General features: G+C 63.9%; 21 protein-coding genes. 12 read left to right on the forward strand and 9 right to left on the reverse strand.

Going from position 1 to position 24,918, the window contains the following annotated elements:
- The first annotated feature begins 12 nt into the window (after window positions 1-12).
- Window positions 13-4,221 carry a DNA translocase FtsK gene (locus tag BMW76_RS07190; protein ID WP_090864469.1) on the forward strand — a complete coding sequence of 1,403 codons (4,209 nt, stop codon included), beginning with the start codon at window positions 13-15 and terminating at the stop codon, window positions 4,219-4,221.
- Between the two features lie 38 nt (window positions 4,222-4,259).
- Here the strand turns inward: BMW76_RS07190 and BMW76_RS07195 are convergent, their stop codons facing one another.
- Both BMW76_RS07195 and BMW76_RS07200 read right to left on the reverse strand, forming a co-directional pair.
- Window positions 4,260-4,898, reverse strand: coding sequence for an antimicrobial peptide resistance and lipid A acylation PagP (locus BMW76_RS07195; RefSeq protein WP_245763136.1), 639 nt, complete (start codon window positions 4,896-4,898; stop codon window positions 4,260-4,262).
- Between the two features lie 105 nt (window positions 4,899-5,003).
- Window positions 5,004-6,311 (reverse strand): lactonase family protein, encoded by a 1,308-nt coding sequence (locus BMW76_RS07200; protein ID WP_456090124.1) that lies wholly within the window; start codon window positions 6,309-6,311, stop codon window positions 5,004-5,006.
- Between the two features lie 251 nt (window positions 6,312-6,562).
- Here BMW76_RS07200 and BMW76_RS07205 point away from each other — a divergent pair, with 251 nt between their 5' ends.
- Complete coding sequence (locus BMW76_RS07205) at window positions 6,563-6,718, forward strand: DUF3096 domain-containing protein (RefSeq protein ID WP_090864472.1); 156 nt, start codon at window positions 6,563-6,565, stop codon at window positions 6,716-6,718.
- Window positions 6,719-6,989: 271 nt separating this feature from the next.
- On the opposite strand, the gene BMW76_RS07210 is transcribed toward BMW76_RS07205, so the two are convergent.
- Entirely contained in the window at window positions 6,990-7,235 is a 246-nt protein-coding gene (locus BMW76_RS07210; protein WP_090864473.1) for a hypothetical protein, read from the reverse strand.
- Window positions 7,236-7,489: 254 nt separating this feature from the next.
- On the opposite strand from BMW76_RS07210, the gene BMW76_RS07215 reads away from it, so the two are divergent.
- Window positions 7,490-9,652, forward strand: a complete 2,163-nt coding sequence (locus BMW76_RS07215) for a glycoside hydrolase family 15 protein (RefSeq protein WP_245763138.1) — start codon at window positions 7,490-7,492, stop codon at window positions 9,650-9,652.
- Window positions 9,653-9,882: 230 nt separating this feature from the next.
- Window positions 9,883-11,163 (forward strand): polyhydroxyalkanoate depolymerase, encoded by a 1,281-nt coding sequence (locus BMW76_RS07220; protein WP_090864474.1) that lies wholly within the window; start codon window positions 9,883-9,885, stop codon window positions 11,161-11,163.
- A 90-nt stretch (window positions 11,164-11,253) separates the two neighbouring features.
- On the opposite strand, the gene BMW76_RS07225 is transcribed toward BMW76_RS07220, so the two are convergent.
- Entirely contained in the window at window positions 11,254-11,886 is a 633-nt protein-coding gene (locus tag BMW76_RS07225; RefSeq protein WP_090864475.1) for a TetR/AcrR family transcriptional regulator, read from the reverse strand.
- 412 nt (window positions 11,887-12,298) lie between these two features.
- Between BMW76_RS07225 and rsxB the strand changes: the two genes are divergently transcribed.
- The 3 genes from rsxB to BMW76_RS07240 all read left to right on the forward strand — a co-directional run bounded on the left by rsxB (window position 12,299) and on the right by BMW76_RS07240 (window position 14,481).
- Window positions 12,299-13,195 (forward strand): electron transport complex subunit RsxB, encoded by an 897-nt coding sequence (gene rsxB / locus BMW76_RS07230; protein WP_090864660.1) that lies wholly within the window; start codon window positions 12,299-12,301, stop codon window positions 13,193-13,195.
- 9 nt (window positions 13,196-13,204) lie between these two features.
- Window positions 13,205-13,849 (forward strand): endonuclease III, encoded by a 645-nt coding sequence (gene nth / locus BMW76_RS07235; protein WP_090864476.1) that lies wholly within the window; start codon window positions 13,205-13,207, stop codon window positions 13,847-13,849.
- A 197-nt stretch (window positions 13,850-14,046) separates the two neighbouring features.
- Window positions 14,047-14,481 carry a DUF1841 family protein gene (locus BMW76_RS07240; protein ID WP_028365591.1) on the forward strand — a complete coding sequence of 145 codons (435 nt, stop codon included), beginning with the start codon at window positions 14,047-14,049 and terminating at the stop codon, window positions 14,479-14,481.
- 128 nt (window positions 14,482-14,609) lie between these two features.
- On the opposite strand, the gene BMW76_RS07245 is transcribed toward BMW76_RS07240, so the two are convergent.
- Both BMW76_RS07245 and BMW76_RS07250 read right to left on the reverse strand, forming a co-directional pair.
- Window positions 14,610-14,996: a c-type cytochrome gene (locus BMW76_RS07245; protein WP_087734499.1), complete on the reverse strand. Its 387-nt coding sequence runs from the start codon at window positions 14,994-14,996 to the stop codon at window positions 14,610-14,612.
- Window positions 14,997-15,106: 110 nt separating this feature from the next.
- Complete coding sequence (locus tag BMW76_RS07250) at window positions 15,107-15,475, reverse strand: c-type cytochrome (protein WP_090864477.1); 369 nt, start codon at window positions 15,473-15,475, stop codon at window positions 15,107-15,109.
- Window positions 15,476-15,969: 494 nt separating this feature from the next.
- Between BMW76_RS07250 and BMW76_RS07255 the strand changes: the two genes are divergently transcribed.
- From BMW76_RS07255 to BMW76_RS07275, 5 genes are all read left to right on the forward strand, one after another.
- Window positions 15,970-16,812, forward strand: a complete 843-nt coding sequence (locus tag BMW76_RS07255) for an AAA family ATPase (protein WP_090864478.1) — start codon at window positions 15,970-15,972, stop codon at window positions 16,810-16,812.
- 48 nt (window positions 16,813-16,860) lie between these two features.
- A complete protein-coding gene (locus BMW76_RS07260) occupies window positions 16,861-18,036 on the forward strand; it encodes a vWA domain-containing protein (protein ID WP_090864479.1) in 1,176 nt (391 codons plus the stop codon).
- A gap of 169 nt (window positions 18,037-18,205) precedes the next feature.
- A complete protein-coding gene (locus tag BMW76_RS07265) occupies window positions 18,206-19,420 on the forward strand; it encodes a benzoate/H(+) symporter BenE family transporter (protein ID WP_090864480.1) in 1,215 nt (404 codons plus the stop codon).
- 321 nt (window positions 19,421-19,741) lie between these two features.
- A complete protein-coding gene (gene tal, locus BMW76_RS07270; RefSeq protein WP_090864481.1) occupies window positions 19,742-20,695 on the forward strand; it encodes a transaldolase in 954 nt (317 codons plus the stop codon).
- Between the two features lie 240 nt (window positions 20,696-20,935).
- On the forward strand, window positions 20,936-21,370 hold the full coding sequence (locus tag BMW76_RS07275; RefSeq protein WP_090864482.1) for a VOC family protein: 435 nt from the start codon (window positions 20,936-20,938) through the stop codon (window positions 21,368-21,370).
- Window positions 21,371-21,401: 31 nt separating this feature from the next.
- Here BMW76_RS07275 and BMW76_RS07280 read toward each other — a convergent pair whose 3' ends face one another.
- The 3 genes from BMW76_RS07280 to BMW76_RS07290 form a co-directional block, all read right to left on the reverse strand.
- Window positions 21,402-22,631, reverse strand: coding sequence for an FUSC family protein (locus BMW76_RS07280; RefSeq protein ID WP_090864483.1), 1,230 nt, complete (start codon window positions 22,629-22,631; stop codon window positions 21,402-21,404).
- A 160-nt stretch (window positions 22,632-22,791) separates the two neighbouring features.
- Window positions 22,792-24,345, reverse strand: coding sequence for a monocarboxylate uptake permease MctP (gene mctP / locus BMW76_RS07285; RefSeq protein WP_090864484.1), 1,554 nt, complete (start codon window positions 24,343-24,345; stop codon window positions 22,792-22,794).
- Complete coding sequence (locus BMW76_RS07290) at window positions 24,342-24,569, reverse strand: DUF3311 domain-containing protein (RefSeq protein WP_090864485.1); 228 nt, start codon at window positions 24,567-24,569, stop codon at window positions 24,342-24,344. The genes mctP and BMW76_RS07290 overlap by 4 nt, the downstream gene beginning before the upstream one ends.
- Between the last annotated feature and the right edge of the window lie 349 nt (window positions 24,570-24,918).

Raw genomic sequence — 24,918 nt, forward strand, 5'->3', positions numbered from 1 at the left:
TTGATGTCTAGCATGCAAACGGTAGTTTTCGGCTGGTTCGGCGCTTCCGCCGTCTGGTTTCTTCCCCTCGTGTGGCGTCTCGTGAAGTCCGCGTTGCCGGGCGGCGCGGGGCTGCGCGGTCCGGGCACGATCAGGCTGTGGCTCGGCTTTGTCTGCGTGCTGGTCGCGAGCTGCACGCTGGAAGCGTCGCTGATCGACGCGCAGGGGCTCGATGCGTTCGGTCACGCGCTGGCGGCGGGGCTCACGCGCCTGATGGGGCGCGTCGCGACGCCGCTCGTGATGCTCGGCCTGCTCGGGCTCGCGCTGCCGTGGCTGATCGGATTCAGATGGTCGTCGTTCGTCGCGTGGGCGAATGACGCGTTCGGGCTCGGCCTGTCGAAGCGCGCCCGCGACGACGAGCCGCGCAGCCATCACCGCGCCGCCGCCGATACGGCACCTGCGCATAGCAGCGCGCCCATCAACACGATGGCGCCGAAGAACAACGGACGCTATGCGCGGCCAACCGTATGGCGGCCGCCCTCGACGGCGCGCGGCTCGAATGCGGCGGCGGCTGGCGCGGCAAGCGCGGGTGCGGCGCAGGAGGCGATGGGGATGCCTTCGGGCGTGTCGACGGGACCGTCGTCCGGTGCTGCGGCCGCGGCTATTGCGCGCGGGACGAGCGGGGCCGCAGGTGGGAGCGCGAGCGGAACAGCAAGCGGAATGACGGGCGGCGTCGCGGCAAGCCGCGCGGCCGGCCGTCAGCCGGGCCGTCCGACGCCGTGGACGCCCGCCGAACCCACGGCGCCCGCCGGCTGGCTCAGCGCCGACGCGCAGCGCCCGCATTCGCGGGAAACCATCCCGGCATCGATCGAAGGCGCGCGCGTCGCGGCCACGCCGCCGACCGTGTTCGGCAGCACCGCGGCGCTGCAATCGTCGAAAGCGGCGGCGGCCCAAGCGGCCGCCCGCGGCGTATCGGTGAATCCCGCTGTGTCGTCGGCGCGCGCGGCGTCTTTGCGCGCGGCCACGCTCGCGCAGAGCCGCCAGTCGATTTCAACCGGGGCGTCTTCATCAACCCAGACGACGCGTCCTGCAAGCCAGCCGGGTCTGCCGGGCACGCGCCGTGGGATGTCGCAGTTCAGCGCGCCCGCTTATACCCGCGCGAATCCGCCTGCCCAGCCTGCCGCGCCCACGACGAGCGTGCAGGAAACGTTGCGCAGCATCGAGGAAAACGCCGCGCGCTGGACGACGCTCGCGGGCGCGAGCCTCGCGCGGCGCTCGGCGGGCGATCCGACGCGAGTGGTCGAGGCACGGCCTTCGGCAACTGGTATCGATCAACCTGCCGCCACGCAGACACCGTTGGTTGCCACGCCAGTGACGCCCGTGGCTCCCGTTCCGCAGATGGGCATGGATGCGGCGGCTAGCGCTGCGGGCAGCGGCATGGCAGCTAACGTCGCAGCCGTCACCGCCGTCGATGAGGCCGTGTCGGCGCTCGAAGCGGCCATCGGCGCCCGTCATGCCGGCGATGCGTCAACGGTCGCGCCGCAGTCCGATGCAGCCGATGCAGTTGCGCAGGCGAAGTCGTCTGTTGTCGCAAATGCCGCGAGAGCTACGGCTATCGTGCACGGTGCCGCTTCCGAAGACGAGCCGCGAGCGAGCGCAGCGGATGCTTCGGCTGCAGCGGCAGGCTTGATCGATCGCGAAGCCACAGCGCTAGACGCGCCCCCTCCCCTATCGGCTGAAGCAAGCGATTCGACGACTGAACAAGCCCGGGACGCTTCGCACACTGCTGAGCCCGTCGCGCATACGGCAGCAACTCCGGCACCTTTGGAAGAAGCGAACGAAGACGCTGCGACGCATGTCGAGGCGCCGCACACGCCGACGACTGCCAACGTGGTCGCCGACACCCAACAGCCGCAAGCTGCGGCGCCCGAATCGGCGCCATCCACAGACGACGCGACTTCAAGCGTCGAGTCGCAACCGCACATGAGCGCTGTGCACGTCACGACGCAAAGTCAAACGGCAGAGCCAGCCATCGAACAGGCGAGCCCGACACCGTCATCGTCCACGACGAAGGAAATCCCGGCAGCCCACGTCGATCACGAGCCAGCGGATACAACATGCGCAGCCGCATCATTGACAGCAACGACGACGCCCTCCGCCGAATCAACGCCAACGACCGGCGACGAAACGGAATCGGACCCGTCTGAACCGCAAAGCAATCATCCTGCTGCGGCTCATTCAAACACTGCCGACGAAGAAACCGAATCCGCAACAGAAGCAGCCGATCAGCAGCCCGATCACGCGCAGGCACACGACGACGTGGCCTCAAGGCTCGCGCCATGGGACGCGATCACGCAATCCGTGACGCTGCTGCGCACCGCTTCCAGCCATGATCGCGCGCCCGTATCGAACGCGTCGGCGTACGACTCCGCTGTTACGCCGCTGCATCCCGTCAGTCCGCTCACCGTCATCGGCAACCCGTCCGACGTCGAAGCGGCTGACTTTGCGAACGAGGAGCCCCAGGCGCACGTATCGTCGAACATCGTCCGCTTCCCCGGCGCGACACCTATCGCGCCGACGCAAGCGCCTGATCAGCACGCCGCCGACAGCCTCGCGCAGCCGGCGCACGCGCACGACGAAGCGCCGGCATCCGCCCAGACGCCCGACGCCGAAGACGCGCCACAAGCTCCCGCGCCCCGCCCTGCCGTGCGCGGCCACACCGGTCCCGCGTTCGAGTTCCACGCGCCCTCGGCCTCGCACATCGAATTGCCGAGCCTCGATCTGCTCGCGCCCGCGTCAAGCGACGCCGAACCCGTCAGCGAAGAAAGACTCGCCGAAACGAGCGCGCTGATCGAGCAGCGCCTGCAGGAATTCAAGGTGCCCGTGACGGTCGTCGGCGCATCGGCGGGCCCCGTGATCACGCGCTTCGAAGTCGAGCCGGCGCTCGGCGTGCGCGGCAGCCAGATCGTCGGGCTGATGAAGGATTTGTCGCGCGGTCTTGGACTGACGTCGATCCGCGTCGTCGAGACGATTCCCGGCAAGACGTGCATGGGTCTCGAACTGCCGAACGCAAAGCGGCAGACGATCCGCCTGTCCGAAATTCTGCAAGCCGACGTGTATCAGAAGTCCGCGTCGAATCTGACGCTCGCGATGGGCAAGGACATCACGGGGCACCCCGTCGTCACCGATCTCGCGAAGGCGCCGCACATGCTGGTCGCGGGCACGACGGGCTCGGGCAAGTCGGTCGCGATCAACGCGATGATCGTTTCGCTGCTATACAAGGCGACGCCCGAGGACGTGCGCCTCATCATGATCGACCCGAAGATGCTGGAGCTGTCCGTCTACGAAGGCATCCCGCATCTTCTCGCGCCCGTCGTCACCGACATGAAGCTCGCGGCGAACGCGCTCAACTGGTGTGTCGGCGAAATGGAGAAGCGCTACCGGCTGATGTCGGCCGTCGGCGTGCGCAATCTGCAAGGCTTCAACCAGAAGCTCCGCGACGCCGAGGCAAAAGAGAAGAAGATCGGCAACCCGTTCTCGCTGACGCCCGACGCGCCCGAGCCGCTGTCGCCGTTGCCGCTGATCGTCGTCGTGATCGACGAGCTGGCCGATCTGATGATGGTTGCGGGCAAGAAGATCGAAGAACTGATCGCGCGTCTCGCGCAAAAGGCGCGCGCGGCGGGCATCCATCTGATTCTCGCGACGCAGCGCCCTTCCGTCGACGTGATCACGGGCCTCATCAAGGCGAACATTCCGACACGCGTCGCGTTCCAGGTGTCGTCGAAGATCGACTCGCGCACGATTCTCGACCAGATGGGCGCGGAATCGCTGCTCGGCCAGGGCGACATGCTGTTCCTGCCGCCCGGCACCGGCTACCCGCAGCGCGTGCACGGCGCGTTCGTCGCGGACGAGGAAGTGCATCGCATCGTCGAGCATCTGAAGCAGTTCGGCGAACCGGAATACGTCGAGGGGATTCTCGACGGCCCGGCAACGGACGGCGGCGGCGTGGGTCAGGACCTGTTCGGCGAGACGCCGGATGCGGAAGCCGATCCGCTCTACGACGAAGCCGTCGCATTCGTCGTGCGCACGCGGCGCGCGTCGATTTCGGCGGTGCAGCGGCAGTTGCGCATCGGCTATAACCGCGCGGCGCGCCTCGTCGAGCAGATGGAGACGGCGGGCCTCGTGTCGGCGATGGGCATCAACGGCAGCCGCGAAGTGCTCGCGCCGGGGCCGGCCGAGTAATCCGCCTGCGGTCGGCAGCTTCCTCGGTAATCGCGACATCAGAACTCGTAGCGGCCCCAGAAGAACGCGACATCGCCCTTGTTGACGCCGGGGATGCCCGGAATGAACGTGCCCATCACGGACGCCTTTCGATAGCGGATCGAGCCGATGGGCAACACGAGCGGAACCGGGAGGTAATGCGCAACGTCTTCGCGCGCGGTAAAGCCCGCGAAGTAGCCGCCGCCCAGCGACAGCCCGCCCGCCACGGGCTTCGTGTACCACTGTCTCGCCCAGCCGCCGATCGGCTCCGGGTTCTCGTGCGAATCGAGGAACACGAAAGCGAACAGGATGTCCTCATTGCCGTTTTCGTCGGTGAAGTGCTTGCCCGCGCCTCCGCCCCACGAACGGGAATTGAGCGACTTGCGCTCGTCGTCCGTATAGCCGTTGATGTGCCAGCCGTAGCCCGTCACGTAGAGATCCCACGTGCCCTGTTTCGCGACGCGCTCGATGCGCCGGCAGGCGCCCGCGAGCCATTCCGTCGAATAGCTGCAACTCGCCTCCGCGAATGCGGGCGTGCTAAAGAACCCGCTGCACGCGCCGCACATCGCGCCCGCTGCGATAAACGCGGCGCTTGTCCTCGTCTTTATCTTTGTCTTTGCCCTCGGCCTCGGCCTTGTCCTGGTTAGCGTCGTTCTCATCGTGCGTTCCGTTGTTGTTCGCGTCAGCCGGCAGCACAACCGATGACAACCGATCACACCGGCGACATGCCGGCGGACTCGTCCGGATCGCTCAGGTCACGGCAATCAGGACGGCGACACCCATTTGAAGTCGACGGGCGAGCCGAGATCGATCCGTTTCGGATTCGCTTCCAGCAAGCCGCTTTGCTGATCGCGGCGGAACACATAGACCGTGTCGCTGTTCTGGTTGCCCACGATCAGCCATTGCCCCGTCGGGTCGATCGTAAACTCGCGCGGCGCCTTGCCGAGCGTCGACTGACGGCCTGCCTCGCGGATATGGCCGTTACCGGGATCGACAGCGTAGATGACGATTTCGTTCGCGTCGCCCCGGTTGCTGGCGTAAAGAAAGCGTCCGTCCGGCGACAGATGGATCGCGGCCGCCCCGACCTGCCCCTTGAACCCGGGCTTCGTCATCGGCACGACTTGCAGCTGCGTGAGCTTGCCGTCGTCGTAGTGGAAAACGGTGACGGTTGCCGTCAGCTCGCTCGTCAGATACGCGTATTTGCCGTCCGCGCTGAACACGAGATGCCGCGGACCGGAGCCCGCCTTAACGTCGGTATAGCGCTTCTCGGTGGGGCCGAACAGGCCGCGGCTGCCGTCCGGCGTGTAGCGGTACGAATAGAGCTTGTCGGTGCCGAGATCCTGCGCGAACAGATACTTGCCGTCGGGCGAGAACACGGTCGAATGCACGTGCGCGTTGTCCTGGCGCCCCTTCACGGGACCGCCGCCCTCGTGATGCACGGTCAGCACGGATGCGCCGACCTGGCCGTCCGCCTGCAGCGGAAAAACGGCGAAGCTACCGCCGGGGTTCGCGGCAACGGAGTAGTTGGCCGTCGTCAGATATCTGCCGTCGGGCGAGATGCTCAGATAGCACGGGTCGTTGCCATCCGACGATACGCGGTTCAGGAACGTCAGCTGTCCGCTCTTCGCATCGAAGGCGAACGCGCTGATGCCGCCGCGCTGCGTCGCGGGACCGTTGTCGCCCGGCTGCTCGTTGACGGAATAGACATGGCGGCCATCGCGCGTCGCGATCACATACGACGGATTGTCTGTCTTGATCGACGATACCTGCGTCGCGTCGCCCGACTTCGTATCGAAACGGTAGACGTAGATGCCCTCGCTTTTCGGCCCGGTATAGGTGCCGACGATCAGATCGTAGACGCCGTCGGCGGGCGCGGCGGCCGTGCCTTGCGCGAAGGCCTGTGTACCAGCAAGCGAGGAAAACGAGGCAATCGATACCATGAGTGTCAATCCTCTTATCATCGAACGTAGTGCGGAGCAGGAGCGAGAGCAAGAGCCGGTTGAACCCAGGGAAATCCGGCAATTGAAAGACTGTGGCACGGCACACGCTACTCCTCGTGTACGACGCTGCATGACGACCTCCTGGCGAGACGGGTTATTCGGATTGTGCGTGTCGCTGGTCTGCCGCGCGGCTCGATCGAAGCGTGCCGTTATCGTGACGGTTGCATGGCGACGGCGGCCGTCGCGCTGCGCGCCCTCGTGGCGGGGGCTGGTCGTCGATGTCGTAGTTGGGGCAAGTATAGAAGCGTTGCTCGCGATCGCACAGTCACGCGGGCACGCGCAGGTTGTCGCTCACAGCAGTCAAGTCCAACAAAGGAGTCGCCATGAATATCCATGTCACCCTTGGCCCGCTCGTCGCGCTGATCGCCGGCGTTCTGATCCTGATCGTGCCGCGTCTGCTCAACTACATCGTCGCGCTGTATCTGATCATCATCGGCCTGATCGGGCTGTTCGGCGTCGGCGGCACCGTGCGCTTCTGACGCGTGCGTGCAGACACCCATGCGGAACGCTTCGATTCGATCGCTTCGCTTCGATTCGATTCGGTCCGCTCCGCATGGCGAGCATGCGTGAAGTCCGGCGCATGCAGCGCTGCAAGAGCGCGCGCTGTAGAAAGACTCGCAGCGCAGACGCAGCGCGCATCGACACGCGTGTCGACGCACGGACCGCCTGGTGCACGGTCCGGATGCTGGTTGCATGTCATGTGCCGCAGCGCGGCGGCGCGATCGTCGAACGATGGGCGCTAGCGTGCGGTCAACCGTTCGAAAGTTGGTCGAGGCGCCAGCGCCCCTGCAATGACAGCCCACCGACGGCATAATGACCGTCGGCTTCGCTGTGGCGCTTGAAGCAGGCGCGTTCGATCAGAAATGCCGCGGCCGTTTCCATCCCGTTGCGCGTGAGGCCGAGCGTGCGGAAGTCGAGTGGCAGGAGCGAGTCGTCAGGCAGTTCACTCGCGGCGGAGAGAATCGTGATGCAGTCGGATTTCGACGGGTTCAGCATGGCTTTATTTCCTCGAAATCGGCACTGTGCTGCATGCTGCAACACTGGGCGCCGGTGGGCTGCGATTCGTCAGAAGTCACGTTCGAATCGATTGTAAGCAGCCAATACGCAGATTGCCAATACTCGAAGTGCTCGCTGGTGTACGAACCAAAACGCATCGCGCGAGTCCGGTAACAACGACGCTCGCGCACCGTCTTGCGCTGTGCGGGAGCGTACTTATTACGCGCTGACCGACCGCTATAGACCGCCTTATCATGCCTGCACGTATCGAAGACTATGCACTCATCGGCGACGGCCATACGGCCGCGCTGGTTTCCCGCGATGGCTCCGTCGACTGGCTTTGCTGGCCGCGTTTCGATTCGGGCGCCTGCTTCGCCGCGCTGCTCGGCGCCGACGACAACGGCCGATGGTTGATCGCACCGGCAGCCGACACGGATGGCCCCCATTCCACCGATCCCACCCATTCCGCCCGCGACGACACGCATGCTGGCGCGCAACAGCACCAAGAGGAATCGGACGGCGCGGCATCGGACGCGAGCGCCGAGCCAAAGACGGACGAAAAGCCCGTCCCGAGACCAGCCGGAAAGCCTCCCGCACAAGCAACCGGAAGCGAACGCGACAAATCCCGCGCGAAGGCGGCGGCACGACACAGGAATGCAGCGGCGCAGCGCAGCCACGACGAGCATCAGGGCGACGACAGCACGCCGCGCCAGCCCGGCTATGCGCGCTCGACGCGCCGCCGCTATCGCGGCGAAACGCTGATCCTCGAAACCGACTTCGAGACACCGGAAGGCGCCGTCACGCTGATCGACTTCATGCCGCCGGGCAACGGCTGGTCGGAGATGATCCGCATCGTCGTCGGCAAGCGCGGCACCGTGAAGATGCGCATGGAACTGGTGCTGCGCTTCGACTACGGCTTTTCGATTCCGTGGGTCAGCCGCCTCACGCACGACAGCGGCATCAAGGCGATCGCCGGCCCTGACACCGTTGCGCTGCGCACGCCCGTCGACCTGCGCGGCGAGAACATGAAAACGGTCGCCGAGTTCACGGTCTCCGAAGGCGAGCGCGTGCCCTTTTCCCTCACGTACTCGGCGTCGCATCTGCGCGTCCCGCCCGCGCACGATCCGCATACGGCGCTCGCCCGCACCGAGAACTACTGGCTCGAATGGGCCGCGCGCGGCACCGTCGAGGGCAAATACGCGCCCGCGATCCGCCGCTCGCTGCTGACGCTCAAGGCGCTCGCCTACGAGCCGACGGGCGGCATCGTCGCCGCGCCGACGACGTCGCTGCCCGAGCGGATAGGCGGCTCGCGCAACTGGGACTACCGCTACTGCTGGCTGCGCGACGCGACCATCACGCTGCTCGCGATGATGCGCGGCGGCTACTACGACGAAGCGCGCGCATGGCGCTCGTGGCTCGGCCGCGTGATGGCGGGCTCGCCCGAGCAGCTGCAGATCATGTATGGCCTCGCGGGCGAACGCCGCCTGCCGGAATTCGAACTCGACTGGCTGCCGGGGTATGAGGGCTCGAAACCCGTGCGCGTGGGCAACAACGCCGTCGGCCAGCTGCAACTCGACGTGTATGGCGAAGTGATGAACGCGCTGCATCTGGCGCGCGTCGGCGGCTTGCAGGCCGACGAGACGGCGTGGAACGTACAGTGCGCGATGCTCAGGCACCTGGAAACGATCTGGGAAGAACCCGACGAAGGCATCTGGGAAACGCGCGGCGGCCGTCAGCAATTCACGTTCTCCAAGGTGATGGCGTGGGTCGCGTTCGATCGTGCGATCAAATCGGCGGAAGCGTTCGATCTGCCGGCGCCGCTCGACCATTGGCGAACGATGCGCGCGCGTATACACGCGGATGTCTGCGCGAAAAGCTGGAATCCCGGGCTCAACGCGTTCACGCAGACCTACGGCGGCGACACGCTCGATGCGAGCGTGCTGCTGATGCCCCTGCTCGGCTTTCTGCGGCCATCGGACCCGCGTGTCGCTGGCACCGTCGACGCGATCGAAAAGCATCTGGTGCACGACGGTCTCGTGCTGCGCTACCGCACGACGGAAGTCGACGACGGCCTGCCGCCCGGCGAAGGGACGTTCCTCGCCTGTAGCTTCTGGATGGTCGACAACCTGGCGCTGCTGGGGCGCGTCGCGCAAGCGCGCGAGATGTATGAGCGGCTGATGGCGCTGGCCAACGATGTCGGGCTGCTCGCGGAGGAATACGATCCCGTTTCCGGGCGGCTTGTAGGTAATTTTCCACAAGGGTTTTCCCATGTGGCCCTCGTTCATACGGGGCTGAACCTGATGAAACACGAGCAAGACATGGCAAGCGCCGCAGGGCAGCCGCCCCACGACGGACAAGGCCGGGAACCGCCCGCTGGCACGTCAGATGCTGATACGAAATCGTCACCTGTCGTCTAAAGAAAATTCGCGCTTTGACGATGACGTGAATATGACATCCGGTGCGTGCGCTAACGAACTGTTGTTGCATTGCACAAATCGTATGCCTTCTATATCATCGAACGAAGCAGACGGCCGATAATCGTCGCCATTCGCCACTAACAATTCCACACGTAACCAAAAACGGCCCGCCTCGTCGCCGCGCTTCAAAACACGCTGCCGTGCGCGAACCGCTTAACGCCGGAGCCTCCATGCTCTATCAATTTCACGAATTCCAGCGGGCACTCCTGAGCCCGCTTACCGCCTGGGCTCAGGCTGCTTCGAAATCGTTTGCGAATCCGGCCAGTCCGTTCGCCTATGTGCCAGGCGCCACCCGCCTGTCCGCAGGCTACGAACTGCTGTACCGCCTCGGCAAGGATTACGAGAAACCCGAGTTCAACCTGCATCAGATCGTCAAGGACGGCCGCAACATTCCGATCGTCGAGCAGACGATCGTCGAGAAGCCGTTCTGCCGCCTGCTGCGCTTCAAGCGCTATTCCGACGACAGCGACGCCGTCACGCAACTGAAGGAAGAGCCCGTCGTACTGGTGTGCGCGCCGCTGTCGGGCCACCATTCGACGCTGCTGCGCGATACCGTGCGCACGCTGCTGCAGGACCACAAGGTGTACATCACGGACTGGATCGACGCGCGCATGGTGCCGCTCGAAGACGGCTCGTTCGATCTGGATACTTACATCGCGTACATCCAGGAATTCATCCGCCACATCGGCGCGAAGAACCTGCATGTGATCTCCGTGTGCCAGCCGACGGTGCCCGTGCTCGCCGCCATCTCCCTGATGGCGAGCCGCGGCGAAGACACGCCGCGCACGATGACGATGATGGGCGGCCCGATCGACGCTCGCAAGAGCCCCACGTCCGTCAACTCGCTCGCAACCCAGCATTCGTATGAATGGTTCGAGAACAACGTGATCTATAACGTGCCTTCGAACTATCCGGGCTTCGGCCGCAAGGTGTACCCAGGCTTTCTGCAGCATACCGGTTTTGTCGCGATGAATCCGGAACGTCACGCGGCGTCGCATTGGGACTTCTATCAGAGCCTTCTTCGCGGCGACGAAGAAGATGCCGAAGCACACCGCCGTTTCTACGACGAATACAACGCGGTACTCGATATGGCCGCCGAGTACTATCTGCAGACAATCAGGGTCGTGTTCCAGGAATTCCGTCTTGCTGAAGGCACATGGGTCGTGGACGGCGAACCCGTGCGTCCGCAGGACATCAGGAAGACAGCCCTCTTCACGATCGAAGGCGAACTCGACGACATCTCCGGCGACGGCCAGACGCGTGCAGCACACGACCTGTGCACAGGTATTCCCGAGAAGAACCGCCGCCATTTCACTGCAGAAAAGTGCGGACACTACGGCATTTTCTCGGGCCGCCGCTGGCGCACGATCATCTATCCGCAGTTGCGCGACTTCATCCTCGAACATGGCGCCAGGAGCACGCGCAGGACGGAGGAGCACGTCGAAGCATGACGCGACCGTTCGCTGCATTCCGCCGATTGGCGGGATGCACGCATATAGCAAAACGGCCTCTCACGAGGCCGTTTTTCTTTGGGACGGCGCTTAGCGCCGCATCAGATACGCGAGCAGGATCTCGGTATTCATCTGAATGACTTCGCTGCGCTCGCCGGCGGCGCTGAAGTCGCGGCCGAGCGTCGCTTCGAGCGTGAAGCGGTTCGACACGATGTAGTAGCCCATGCCCGAGAGCGTCACGTAAAAGCGCAGCGGATCGACGTTGGTGCGAAAGAGCCCCGCGCGCTGTCCGCGCTCGAGAATCGAGCCCAACGTGGCGACGATCGGCGAAATCATTTCACGAATGCGCGTGGACTTCTGCATATAGCGCGCCTCGTGCAGATTCTCGTTGTTCACGAGTCTCAGCAGCTCGGGATGGTCGCGATAGTAGTCCCACACGAAGTGCGCAAGACGCGTCACGGCTTCGACAGGCGCAACGCCTGCGAGATCCAGTGTGCGCTCGGCTTCCGTGAGCGCGCTGAATGCGTGCTCGAGAACGGCCGTGAATAGCTGCTCCTTGCTACCGAAGTAGTAGTAGAGCATGCGTTCGTTGGTCTCCGCGCGGCGGGCAATCTGGTCGACGCGCGCGCCGAACAATCCACCATTCGCGAACTCTTCGGCCGCCGCGAGCAGAATGCGGCGACGGGTGCCTTCAGGATCTCTTTTGATTTTCGGCTGATTCATGGTGGCATGTGCTTTGTGAGCCGCGTTATCCGGATCGCCCGCCGTCCTCTTGCATGGCCTTGCAACGGCGGCGCTGCGCGGGCTGGTTGGTGGAACACCCTCCTGCGGTCATACTAAAAAGCGTTTTGATTATGGCACATGCTTCAGTAATAACAACTGGGGAAATCGGCGATAATGTGCTTTTGACCGATTGCCGATTGCACTCGCCGCGACGCTCTCATTTTTGACAACGTAATTGAGAACATTAATGCGGTTCGCGCACGATCTATGCTCACGCATTGTCTGAATTTCAGCGCGAGCTTCTGAGCTGGATGCGGCCGCACCGTTGAGGTCGCACCCATCGGAGTGAGCGCGTGACAGCGTGACGAGCAATCGGTAACAGCAAGCCCCACGAAGTCCCCGCGTCTTGACCGTGACACATTCCCAAACACTCGCCGACCGCATCGAAGATTTATTGCCGCAGACGCAGTGCACGAAGTGCAGCTATCCGGACTGCCGCGCTTACGCCGAAGCGATCGCGGACGGCAAAGCGAACTACAACCAGTGCCCGCCAGGCGGCGCCGAAGGCGTCGCACGGCTTGCCGCATTGCTCGGCAAGCCGGTGATCCCCATCAATCCCGAGAACGGCGTCGAGCGAGCGCGCCCTGTCGCATTCATCGACGAGAACCTGTGCATCGGCTGCACGCTGTGCATGCAGGCGTGTCCCGTCGATGCGATCGTCGGCGCGCCGAAGCAGATGCATACGATAGTCGCCGAACTGTGCACGGGCTGCGATCTGTGCGTGCCGCCCTGCCCCGTCGATTGCATCGCGATGATTCCTGTTACGGGTGACAAGACGGGCTGGGACGCGTGGACGCAACAACAGGCCGACGCGGCGCGCGCGCGCCACGACCGTCGCCAGGCGCGCCTCGCCGCAGAACGCGATGCGGCCGAAGCGCGTGCTGCGGCACGGCGCGCGTCGAGTGCAACGGCTGTCGCCGAAGCGCCAGCGTCGACCGTTGGCTCGCGCCCAACAGAAGCGTCAGCTGCACCGGCGGAAGCCGCCGCCGCGCCAACATCTGCACACGCCCCCACCGACGACGCCGAAGCAAAAAAACGCGCGATCATCCAGGCCGCGCTCGAACGCGCGCGAAAGAAGAAGGAAGAAAACGCGGCGCATGGTCTAGGGCCGCAGAACACGACGAACGTGAGCGCTGAAACGCAGGCGCAGATCGATGAAGTTGAAGCGCGTCGTCGTCGGCTTGGCATTGCGCGGGACAACGCCGAATCGGCACCCAAGCCAGACAACGATCAACCTGAAAAGCCCTGACTTCGCCGAATGAATGCGAACAAACGACGCGCGATCTACGAGACGCTTCAGAGCCTCAACCCGCATCCGACGACAGAGCTCGAATACTCGACGCCGTTCGAGTTGCTGATTGCCGTGATGTTGTCCGCGCAAGCAACGGACGTATCGGTGAACAAGGCGATGCGCCGGATGTTCCCCGTCGCCAATACGCCGCAGAAAGTGCTCGACCTGGGCGAAGAAGGCGTCGCCGATTACATCAAGACGATCGGCCTGTATCGCACGAAAGCGAAGAACGTGATCGCGACGTGCCGCATCCTGCTCGATCAGTACGGCGGCGAAGTGCCGGAGGACCGCGACGCGCTGGAGAGCCTGCCGGGCGTCGGCCGCAAGACGGCGAACGTCATTCTGAATACGGCGTTCGGCCATGCGACGATCGCCGTCGATACGCACATCTTTCGGGTTGCCAATCGAACGGGTCTTGCGCCCGGCAAGGACGTGCGTGCCGTCGAACTGGCGCTGGAAAAGTTCACACCGGCCGAGTTCAGACACGACGCGCATCATTGGCTGATTCTGCACGGGCGTTATGTGTGCAAGGCGCGTCGGCCGGAGTGCTGGCACTGCGTGATCGAGCCACTGTGCGAGTTCAAGCAGAAGACGCCGCCGCCCGATCTTTGAACTACTTTCGCCTCTCGCCGCAAGCGTATTTCGCTGCAACCGCGCCGCGCCCGCCCTGCCTCCCCGGGCCGCCCGTCAGCGGGCAGCATGGTCGCGGCGTAAAATAAGCGTCTGCGTGCGCGGTCCGTCATCGACGGCCTGCAATGCGCGCGTCGCCGCATCCGGCTCCACTCGCCCTTACCGCCCGAAGTCCATCGATGTTCAATCCCAGCCGCGACGAAGTCCGCCGTTTTTTCACCGACACCTGGCGCAAGCAGCGCGCGGGTGAAATCCTGACGCCGCTCGAAGCCATCGCCGCCGACTGGATCGTCGAGCACCCCGAATATCACGCCGAGCTCGCCGACCCCGACGCCGCATCGGCACAGGACTATTCGCCCGAGCGCGGACAGACCAACCCGTTCCTGCATCTGTCGATGCATCTCGCCATCAGCGAGCAGCTGTCAATCGATCAGCCGCCCGGCATCCGCGCCGCGCACGACCGTCTCGCCGCGCGCCTCGGCTCGACGCACGACGCGCAGCACGCGATCATGGAATGCCTCGGCGAAACGATCTGGGAAGCGCAGCGCACGAACACGCCGCCCGATACGGACGCCTATCTGCAACGTATCGAGCGCCGCGCGTCGCGCGATTGAGCGCCTGAGTCGCACGCGCCGACTCTCGTCTCGTCACGTCACGCGCGACGTCCGTCGCACCAAAGCAAACACCCCGCGCATGCGGGGTGTTTGTGTTTGTCGCGAACCGTCAGCAGATGTCGTGCCGATTACTTCTTCTGCACGAGATCGCCATTCAGCGATTCGATATAGGCCGCGAGATCTTTCATATCGTTCTGCGACAGGCTTTGCACCTGCGCCTGCATGATTGCGTTGTTGCGGCCGAGATGCGGATTGCCGTTGCCCATCTGATACTGGCGCAGCGCCCAGTAGATGTAGTCGGCATGCTGGCCCGCGAGCTTCGGATATTCGGGGCTCACCGGCTTGTTCAGGTTCGGGCCGTGGCAGGCCGCGCAGTTGTGGCTCTCCGCGAGCACCTTGCCGTTGCCGGCATCCGCCGCGTGCGCCGCATTCGAAGCGACGACGAAACCGGCCAGCGCGAGGGTCGCGCATGCCGCCTTGACCACCGTATGAAGTGCGTGTGGGTGCTTCTTCATGAATTCTCCTGTGTCGACGGGGGCGCTTTAGCGCTTGCTTCCGTCCCATGCAATCTGATTGCGACCCGCGAACCGGACGAGCAAATGAGCCGCCTTGGTCGGGACGACGATCACTTGTCGGGATTGTTCTTCGAAGAGGAAGTCTGCGATGCGTAGTACGCGGCGATGTCGGCGATGTCCTGATCGGACAGCGACGTCGCGACAGCATGCATCGTTTCGAAATGGCGATCGCCCTTCTTGTACGCGTGCAGCGCGTTTTCGAGGTAGGTCTGATTCTGCCCGCCCAGCATCGGCACCCGGTATACCTCGGGGTACGCCGTACGATAGTCAGGAATACCGTGACAGCCGATACACATCGCGACCTTGCCCTGGCCCGCCTTGGCATTGCCGATGATATCCGCTGCCTGCACAGTTGACGCTAAGCCCGCGAGCACCGACATCGCTGCGATCACGACATGTTTGCCGACGAATTTGTTCATAGCTCTTCTAACCTGGCTTGAGGGGAAACGGGCGCCCGAAAAGGCAACGGCCTGCGCCGTTTTACTTGTCGGGTTGCCACGCAGGCCAAAAAAAATCGGCCCAATTGTACCGCGACGCCGCGCCGGGCGTCCACCTGGCGGGAGCCCGCGCCCTTTGCCGCGAAAGCGCCGCAGCGAGCAGCGCGCGGCGCACCCCTTGGGCGTCTTACTGCATTTGACGCACGACGGGGCGCGGCACATTGCCGCAGGCCGAATGAGCGGCTGGCGAAGGCTGCACGACAGGTTCGGCCGCCCCGGCCCATGCGTCGGCCACACATCTGCCGCTTTTTCAGGCATCGCGCCGAACAGCACATGACACCTTACGCTCTATCGCCCGAGCGTCCGGGCACGCGTTCTGCGCACCGTGCAACGCGGCTGACACCATACTGGAGCGCGGTTCAGCACAACAGGGCTTCTGACTTATACTGGAATTTTTCCCGAACGGGCGTCCAGTCATGCGTTTCGAAGGCTCATCGCAATACGTCGCCACCGACGATCTCAAGCTCGCGGTCAATGCCGCGATGACGCTCAAGCGCCCGTTGCTCATCAAGGGCGAGCCGGGCACGGGCAAGACCATGCTCGCGGAGGAAGTCGCGGCGGCCCTCGGCATGCCGCTGCTGCAGTGGCACATCAAGTCGACGACGAAGGCGCAACAGGGCCTGTACGAATACGACGCCGTCTCGCGTCTGCGCGATTCGCAGCTCGGCGACGAGCGCGTGAAAGATATCGGCAACTACATCGTCAAGGGCGTGCTGTGGCAGGCGTTCGAATCGGACCGGCAGGCGGTGTTGCTGATCGACGAAATCGACAAGGCCGACATCGAGTTTCCGAACGATCTGCTGCGCGAGCTCGACCGCATGGAGTTCTATGTGTACGAGACGCGCGAGCTCGTGAAGGCCAGGCACCGTCCGCTCGTCATCATCACGTCGAACAACGAGAAGGAACTGCCCGACGCGTTTCTGCGCCGCTGCTTCTTCCACTACATCAAGTTCCCCGATCCCGCGACGATGCAGCAGATCGTCGAAGTCCACTATCCCGGCATCAAGCAGGAGCTGCTGCGCGCCGCGATGGAAAGCTTCTTCGAATTGCGCAATGTATCGGGCCTGAAGAAGAAGCCGTCCACGTCCGAGCTGCTCGACTGGCTGAAGCTGCTGCTCGCCGAAGACATTCCGCCCGAAGCGCTGCGCTCGCAGGACCAGAAGCAGATCGTGCCGCCGCTGCACGGCGCGCTGCTGAAGAACGAGCAGGACGTGAGCCTCTTCGAGCGGCTTGTGTTCATGAACCGCAATAACCGCTGATTGACCGCTGATAGAAGGCATCCACGCGGAAAGCCTGGAGACGACGGCATGCTGATCGACTTTTTCTACACGCTGCGCGCCGCGAAGCTGCCCGTCTCCGTGAAGGAGTACCTGACGCTGCTCGAAGCGCTGAAGGAAAGCGTGATCCAGCCGTCGCTGGACGAGTTCTACTACCTCGCGCGCATGACGCTCGTGAAGGACGAGCAGTATTTCGACAAGTTCGATCAGGCGTTCGGCGCGTATTTCAACGGCGTCGCGCAGAAGTCCGATCTCGCATTCGACGTTCCTCTCGACTGGCTGAAGAAGAAGCTGCAACGCGACCTGAGCGCCGAAGAAAAGGCGCAGATCGAAAAGATGGGCGGCCTCGACAAGCTGATGGAGCGCCTGAAAGAACTGTTCGACGAACAGAAAGGCCGTCACGAAGGCGGCAGCAAATGGATCGGCACGGGCGGCACGTCGCCGTTTGGCAATGGGGGCTACAACCCGGAAGGCATTCGGATCGGCGGCGACTCGTCGGGCAACCGGACGGCCGTCAAGGTATGGGACCAGCGCGCCTATCGCGATTACGACGATCAGGTCGAGATCGGCACGCGCAACATCAAGGTTGCGCTGCGCCGGCTGCGGCGCTTCGCGCGCGAAGGCGCCGCCGAAGAGCTCGACTTGCCCGACACGATCCGCAGCACGGCCGCGAACGCCGGCTGGCTCGACCTGAAGATGGTCCCCGAGCGGCACAACAACGTGAAAGTGCTGATGCTGCTCGACGTCGGCGGATCGATGGACGATCACATCAAGCGCACGGAAGAACTGTTCTCGGCCGCGAAGGCCGAGTTCAAGCACCTCGAGTTCTACTACTTCCACAACTGCGTCTACGACTTCCTGTGGAAGAACAACCGCCGCCGGCACGTCGAGCGGCTCGCGACGTGGGACATGCTGCACAAGTTCACGCCCGACTACAAACTGATCTTCGTCGGCGACGCGACGATGAGCCCGTATGAGGTGCTGCAGCCGGGTGGCTCGGTCGAGTACAACAACGCCGAAGCGGGCGCCGTGTGGCTGCGCCGGATCGCCGATCATTTCCCGCATCACGCGTGGCTCAATCCCGAGCCTGAAGGCTTGTGGGAATATCGGCAGTCGGTCTCGGTGATCCGCGAAGTGCTCGGCCACCGGATGTACCCGCTCACGCTCGCCGGGCTCGAAACCGCGATGCGCATGCTAAACAAGTAAACTCCACCGATCTTCGACGTCCGAACGCAAGGCGACGATAGCGGACGCACTGCGCCCGCTCGCGCTTCGTTGCCGCGCCGCGCGCGCGGCAACGGCGCTGCAACAACGCATCACCCCAAACGCACCGCTATAACGCACCACCCAGAACACACCATAAGAGACACGCAGGATGACCACCCCTTCTTCCCCCGATTTCTCCACGGCCGCGCGCGCGCCGCTCAGGCCATTCACCGACACGTCGCTGTCCGCGCTCGTCGCCGGCTTCGTCGCGATGATGACGGGCTACACGAGTTCGATCGTACTGATGTTCCAGGCAGGCCGCGCCGCACATCTGACCGATGCGCAGATTTCTTCATGGATCTGGGCGCTGTCGATGGGCATGGCGCTGTGCACGATCGGACTGTCGCTGCGCTTTCGCGCGCCCATCGTGATCGCATGGTCGACGCCAGGCGCGGCGCTGCTCGTGTCGTCGCTGCCGCACGTCGCGTATCCCGAAGCGATCGGCGCATTCATCGTCTGCGCGCTGCTGCTGACGGTCGTGGGCCTCACGGGCTGGTTCGATACGCTGATGAGAAAGATTCCGGCGGGCATCGCGGCGGCACTGCTGGCGGGCATCCTGTTCGAGATCGGCATCGAAATTTTTCGCGCCGCGCAATTCCAGCCGGCGCTCGTGCTCGCGATGTTCTTCACCTACCTCGCGATCAAGCGTTTCGCGCCGCGCTATGCGATCCCTGCGACGCTGGTAGTCGGCACGGTGGTTGCAGGCGCGCTCGGCCTGCTCGACTTCAGCGCTTTCCGCGTCGCGTTCGCCGTTTCCGTACTGACTGTGCCCGCGTTCTCGCTGTCGGCGATCGTCAGCATCGGCATTCCGCTTTTCGTCGTGGCGATGGCCTCGCAGAACGTGCCCGGCATCGCCGTGCTGCGCGCCGATGGCTACCAGACGCCGTCCGCGCCGCTGATCGCGACGACGGGCGTCGCGTCGCTGTTGCTCGCGCCGTTCGGCTCGCACGGCCTGAATCTCGCCGCGATCACGGCCGCAATCTGCACGGGCCGCGAAGCGCACGAAGACCGCTCGAAGCGCTATATGGCTGCCGTCTGGTGCGGCATGTTCTATCTGATCGCGGGGATCTTCGGCGCGACGATCGCGGCGCTCTTCGGCTCGCTGCCGAAAGCGCTCGTGGTGTCGGTCGCGGCGCTCGCGCTGTTCGGCTCGATCATGAGCGGGCTCACGAACGCGATGCACGACGCAAGGCAGCGTGAAGCCGCGCTCGTCACGTTCATGGTGACGGCCTCGGGCCTCACGCTGCTGTCGATCGGCTCGGCATTCTGGGGGCTCGTCGCGGGTCTGGTCACGCAATTCGTGCTGAACGCTCGGCGCGCATGACAGCGCATCACAGCGCACAACGCGCGAAACGCGAAGTGCGAAGGTCGGCCCGTGCCCCAGGGACGGCCAGCTCCAAAGGCGGAAAGTGCCAGGGCCCATGGCGCGACCGGACGGACAGACGTACCTGTCAAACCAGCATCACTCAATCCGCCATAGAATAGAAGTATCGGGCGGCGTTCCACGGTAACATTTCCGGCTTGCAACGTGGACACTGCCGGTGACGCGCTCACGCGTGGCCGTTTGCGTGCTGACGGCGGCCTCGCGCGACGTCATCATTTCCCTGGACCTTGGCGCGCGTGCGCCCCGAAGCGAAGGCTCGACATGACTACTGCACTCGATCAACTCAAGCAATACACCAAGGTCGTCGCGGATACCGGCGACTTCCAGCAACTCGCGCAATACAAGCCGCAGGACGCGACGACGAATCCGTCGCTGGTCCTGAAGGCCGTGCAGAAGGACGAATACAAGCCGCTGCTCGAAAAGACGGTACGCGACCACGCGTCGAAGCCCGTCAGCGCAATCATCGACAACCTGTTGATCGCCTTCGGCACCGAAATCCTGAAGATCGTCCCGGGCCGCGTATCGACGGAAGTCGACGCACGCCTTTCGTTCGACACGAAAGCGTCGATCGACAAGGCGCATGAACTCATCAAGATGTACGAAGCGCAAGGCATCGGCCGCGAGCGCGTGCTGATCAAGCTCGCGTCGACGTGGGAAGGCATCCGCGCGGCCGAAGTGCTGCAGAAGGAAGGCGTCAAGTGCAACATGACGCTGCTGTTCTCGCTGCCGCAAGCCGTCGCGTGCGCGGAAGCGGGCGCGCAGCTGATTTCGCCGTTCGTCGGCCGCATCTACGACTGGTACAAGAAGAGCGCCGGCAGCAACTGGGACGAAGCGCGCGACGGCGGTGCGAACGATCCGGGCGTGCAATCGGTGCGCCGCATCTATGCGTACTACAAGAAATTCGGCTACCCGACTGAAGTGATGGGCGCGAGCTTCCGCACGACGAGCCAGATCACCGAACTGGCGGGCTGCGATCTGCTGACGATCAGCCCCGATCTGCTGCAAAAGCTGCACGACAGCACCGACAAGGTCGAACGCAAGCTGTCGCCGGAAGCCAGCAAGAACGCCGAGATCGCGCGCGTGCCGACGGACGAGCCGTCGTTCCGCTTCCTCGTCAACGAAGACGCGATGGCGACCGAAAAGCTGTCGGAAGGCATCCGCGTGTTCGCAGCGGACGCGATCAAGCTCGAAAAGGTGATCGACGCGCTGCGTTGATCCGCTCCGTATTTCTTCTCTGCGCAAAAGCGCGCGTGGCCGGCAAGGCTGCGCGCGCTTTTTTATGTGCTTTTTGCGCCTGCTTCCCTACGATTCCTTCTCACGCCGTCAGCGCGCCGCGCGCGTCACTTCGGTCAACACAGTTTCACATTCGACGCTCCCGCGACGACTACAATCGTTGACACGAATGCGTCGCTGCGCGTTCGCATGAAACGACATGTCAATTGAGTGGAGACATCGATGCAAGTCCAACCCTATCTGTTTTTCAATGGCCGCTGTGAAGAAGCGCTGAAGTTCTACGGCGAGAAGCTCGGCGCGCAGGTGCTGTTCCAGATGCGCTTCAAGGATGCGCCGCCGAGCCCCGAGCAGCCGATCCGCCCCGGCACCGAAGAAAAGATCATGCATTCGACGATCAGAATCGGTTCGACGGAACTGATGGCCTCGGATGGCAATTGCGACGGAACGCCCGTGACGCACTCGGGCTACAGCCTGTCGATCACCGTCGACGACCCGTCGCAAGGCGAAAAGACGTTCAAGGCAATTTCGGAAGGCGGCAATGTCGTGATGCCGTGGCAGGCGACGTTCTGGAGCAGCGGCTTCGGTATGGCCATCGACAGGTTCGGCGTGATGTGGATGGTCACGAACCCGCACGAAGGCGACAAGCACCCGAGCTGATATCAACCCGAATAGCGAGCCGGCAAGCAGATCAGCGTGACGCGTGCTCGCGATCTTTGCCTTCGATATTCCAGTTCGGCTCGGCATCAGCCAGCAACGCACGCATGCGCTCGACCTGTTCCGCGAAGCGCTGCGCAAGCCAATATGGCCCCTGCAATTCAGGGGCCATTTCTTTGCGCGAAGCCTGCGCGCCTGTCGAATCTTCTTCACTGTGTGCCGTCGCATCGGCAGGCGGACAAGCCAGCGTCTCCGCTGAAATCTCCTCCGGCGTTCCGAACTGCGTCGCGCCCGCGAAGCGCAGCGCACGCGCGCTCGCAAGCAGCGTCAGGCGCACCGCGTTCGTCTCCTCGCCGCACTCGTGTGCAAACGCTGCGCGTATTTCCGCGTGCGCGAGCGTGCCCGTCGACAGCATTTCCAGCGCGCTCAGCATGGAGCGATGCAGACGCTGGATGTCGTCGAGCCGCGCAATCGGCACGTCGATTTCCTTCGCCACCGATGGCATCAGCGAGCGCAGTTGCACGAGCCGCTTGCCCATACGGATGAACGTCGCCACCAGCTCATCGCTGCCGATGGGCACGCCCGTCATCATCCGCGTGTAGAGGCGCGCGCACTCGCGCAGATTGTCGGCGAGCAGATAGCGCCACGAATAAGTCGCGTGCAGCGGCAGCGCGAATGAAAACGCGAGCGCGATCACGATGCCGATCAGCACGTTCAGCGTGCGCCATAGGCCCGTGTCGATCATGTTGTCGCCGTGGCCCGCGACGATGCACATCGTGATCGCCGTCAGCAGCGCGACGTAACCGGCCGTGCCGATCGCGAACCACGCGCAGACGGCGGCAATCACCGACATCAGCACATACGTGAGAGGCAGCGAGTCGAACAGGTTCTGTTGAAGGATCAGCGCAAGCCCGAGGGCCGCGCCGAGCAGCGTGCCCGCCGCGCGCTCCGCCGCCTTCTTGCGGATATTGCCGTGATGCTGCAGCCCGCCGATCACCACCAGCAGCGTCACCGACGACCAGATGCCATGCGGAATGTCGATGCCCGTCGTCGCGAGAATCGACACGAGCATCGCGAGACCGACGCGCAGGCTATGGAAAAACTTCGCGTGCCGGTAGCGGTAGTACGGCGACGTAATCGCGCGCGCGATCCGTCCGATGCGTGTGCGGCGCGGCGCGAGGCGCGCGGTGACGGCGTCGTTCGAGACGGGCGGCTTGTCGCTGCGCTTGCGCGACGGATTCGAATGCGGGTCGGCGAAAGCCATCGGTTATCTCACGTTGGGTCGAAGCCACCGGACGAGCATAAACGATGTGAGCGGCGTCGGCAGGAGACCGCCGGGCCGGGCCGGGCCGCGCCGCGCCAACGAAAAAGCCCGCAGCATTGGCTGCGGGCTTCGTGTGATGCGGACCAAGCAAACGGCGCGATCAGCTTTCGACGGGGTGATCCAGATAGTCTTCCGGACGCGTGCGGTCTTCCGCGTGCTTCATGCCCGCTGCGCGCACGGCGAAGCTGACGACGATCGACACGACGAGGTTGACGATCAGCGACCAGACAGCCGCATAACCCGGAATCGCCAGACCGCCGATGTGGATCGTGTAGATCGAGCCCGCGAGCTTCAGCGAGATCGCCATCCATGTGCCAACGGCGATGCCCGCCGCCCAGCCGAGCAGCAGGCCGCGATAGTCGAGCACGCGCGTGTAGAGGCCGAGCACGATCGCGGGCAGCGTCTGGATGATCCAGATGCCGCCGAGCAGTTGCAGCTGGATCGCGTACGTCAGCGGCAGGCCGAGAATGAACGCGACGGCGCCCACCTTCACGATCAGCGAGACCAGCTTCGCGATGTTCGTTTCCTGCTCGTGCGTCATGTTGCGGTTGACGAACTCCTTGTGGATGTTGCGCGTGTACAGGTTCGCCGCTGCAATCGACATGATCGCGGCGGGCACCAGCGCGCCGATGCCGATCGCCGCGAACGCGACGCCGACGAACCACGACGGGAAGAAGTGCAGGAACAGCGCGGGCACCGCGAAGTTCGGACCGAAGGCCTTGAAGTACGGCGCGAACTCCGGCATGTCCTTCACGCCCGCTGCGAGCGCCATGAAGCCGAGCAGCGCGAGCAGGCCGAGCACGAGCGAGTACGCCGGCAGCATCGCCATGTTGCGGCGGATCGTATTGCCCGACGACGACGACAGAATCGCCGTCACCGAGTGCGGATACAGGAAAAGCGCGAGCGCCGATCCCACTGCCAGTGTCGCGTATGCGCTATAGCCGTTGAGGCTCGCCACGTCCGGCGCCTTCAGCAGCAGCTTGGCGGGCGGCACCGCGCCGAAGATGTGGCCGAAGCCGCCGAGTTGCGGCGGAATCACGATGATCGCAGCGGCGATCGTGATGTAGATCAGCACGTCCTTGACGACAGCGATCATCGCCGGCGCGCGCAGACCCGACGTGTACGTGTAGGCGGCGAGAATCGCGAACGCGATGATCAGCGGCAGATCGCCGACGAAGCCCGTCGTGTCGAAGCCGAGCGCGCCGATCACCACTTCGATGCCGACCAGTTGCAGCGCGATGTACGGCATCGTCGCGACGATGCCCGTCACGGCGACGACGAGCGCGAGCATGCGGCTGCCGTAGCGCGCGTTGACGAAGTCAGCGGACGTGACATAGCCATGACGCTTCGCAATGCTCCACAGCTTCGGGAACACGACGAACGCGAACGGATAGATCAGGATCGTATAGGGAAGCGCGAAGAAACCCGTCGCGCCCGCGCCGAACACGAGCGCCGGCACGGCGATGAACGTGTAGGCCGTATAGAGGTCGCCGCCCAGCAGGAACCATGTGACGACCGTGCCGAAGCGCCGGCCGCCGAGGCCCCACTCTTCCAGATGCGCGAGATCGCCGCGCCGCCAGTGGGCCGCGACGAAGCCGAGAATCGTGACGCCGATGAAAAACAGAACGAAGACGAAGGTTGCGATTGCATTCATCGTGCGGCTCCCTTCGAACGGGTCTTCGTCTTGAAGTACACCAGCGCGGTGATCACGGCGCTGATCAGCACCCACAGGAGCTGATACCAGTAGAAGAACGGGAAGTCGAACAGTTGCGGTTCGACCTTGTTGTATGACGGCACCCAGATCATCGCGATCCAGGGCAGCAGCAACAGCCAGAGCCAGTGCTTGCTGGCCTTGTTGGCGTCGGCGTCGTGAGCCATGACGTCTCCTCTTTCCTTTTATTGAATTGTGGCCCGTGTTTGGCGGGCAGATGGACCCGGCTGCGGATAACAGCTTGGGCTCCCCGAAAGCATCGAAAGAGTATCGGAGTGGCGAACGACCGGTCAAGCAGGGCTGACCCTAAACGCAACGGTGTTGTCAATAGGAGAATCGTCGGGGAATGTGGGATCGGAGACTAAAGCGGAAACTTCTGCCGCTTCGTTGGACGGGTTGCGCTATGTCCCATCGATTCGAGTGCGGTTGAGCCAAGGCCGCGTTGCAAAGCCGCTTTGATTCCGCCGTGCCGTGTCTACGGCACGGCGGTTGGCGCGCTGGCGTTGCACCAGCGCG

Source organism: Paraburkholderia diazotrophica (genome assembly GCF_900108945.1).
GTDB lineage: Bacteria > Pseudomonadota > Gammaproteobacteria > Burkholderiales > Burkholderiaceae > Paraburkholderia > Paraburkholderia diazotrophica.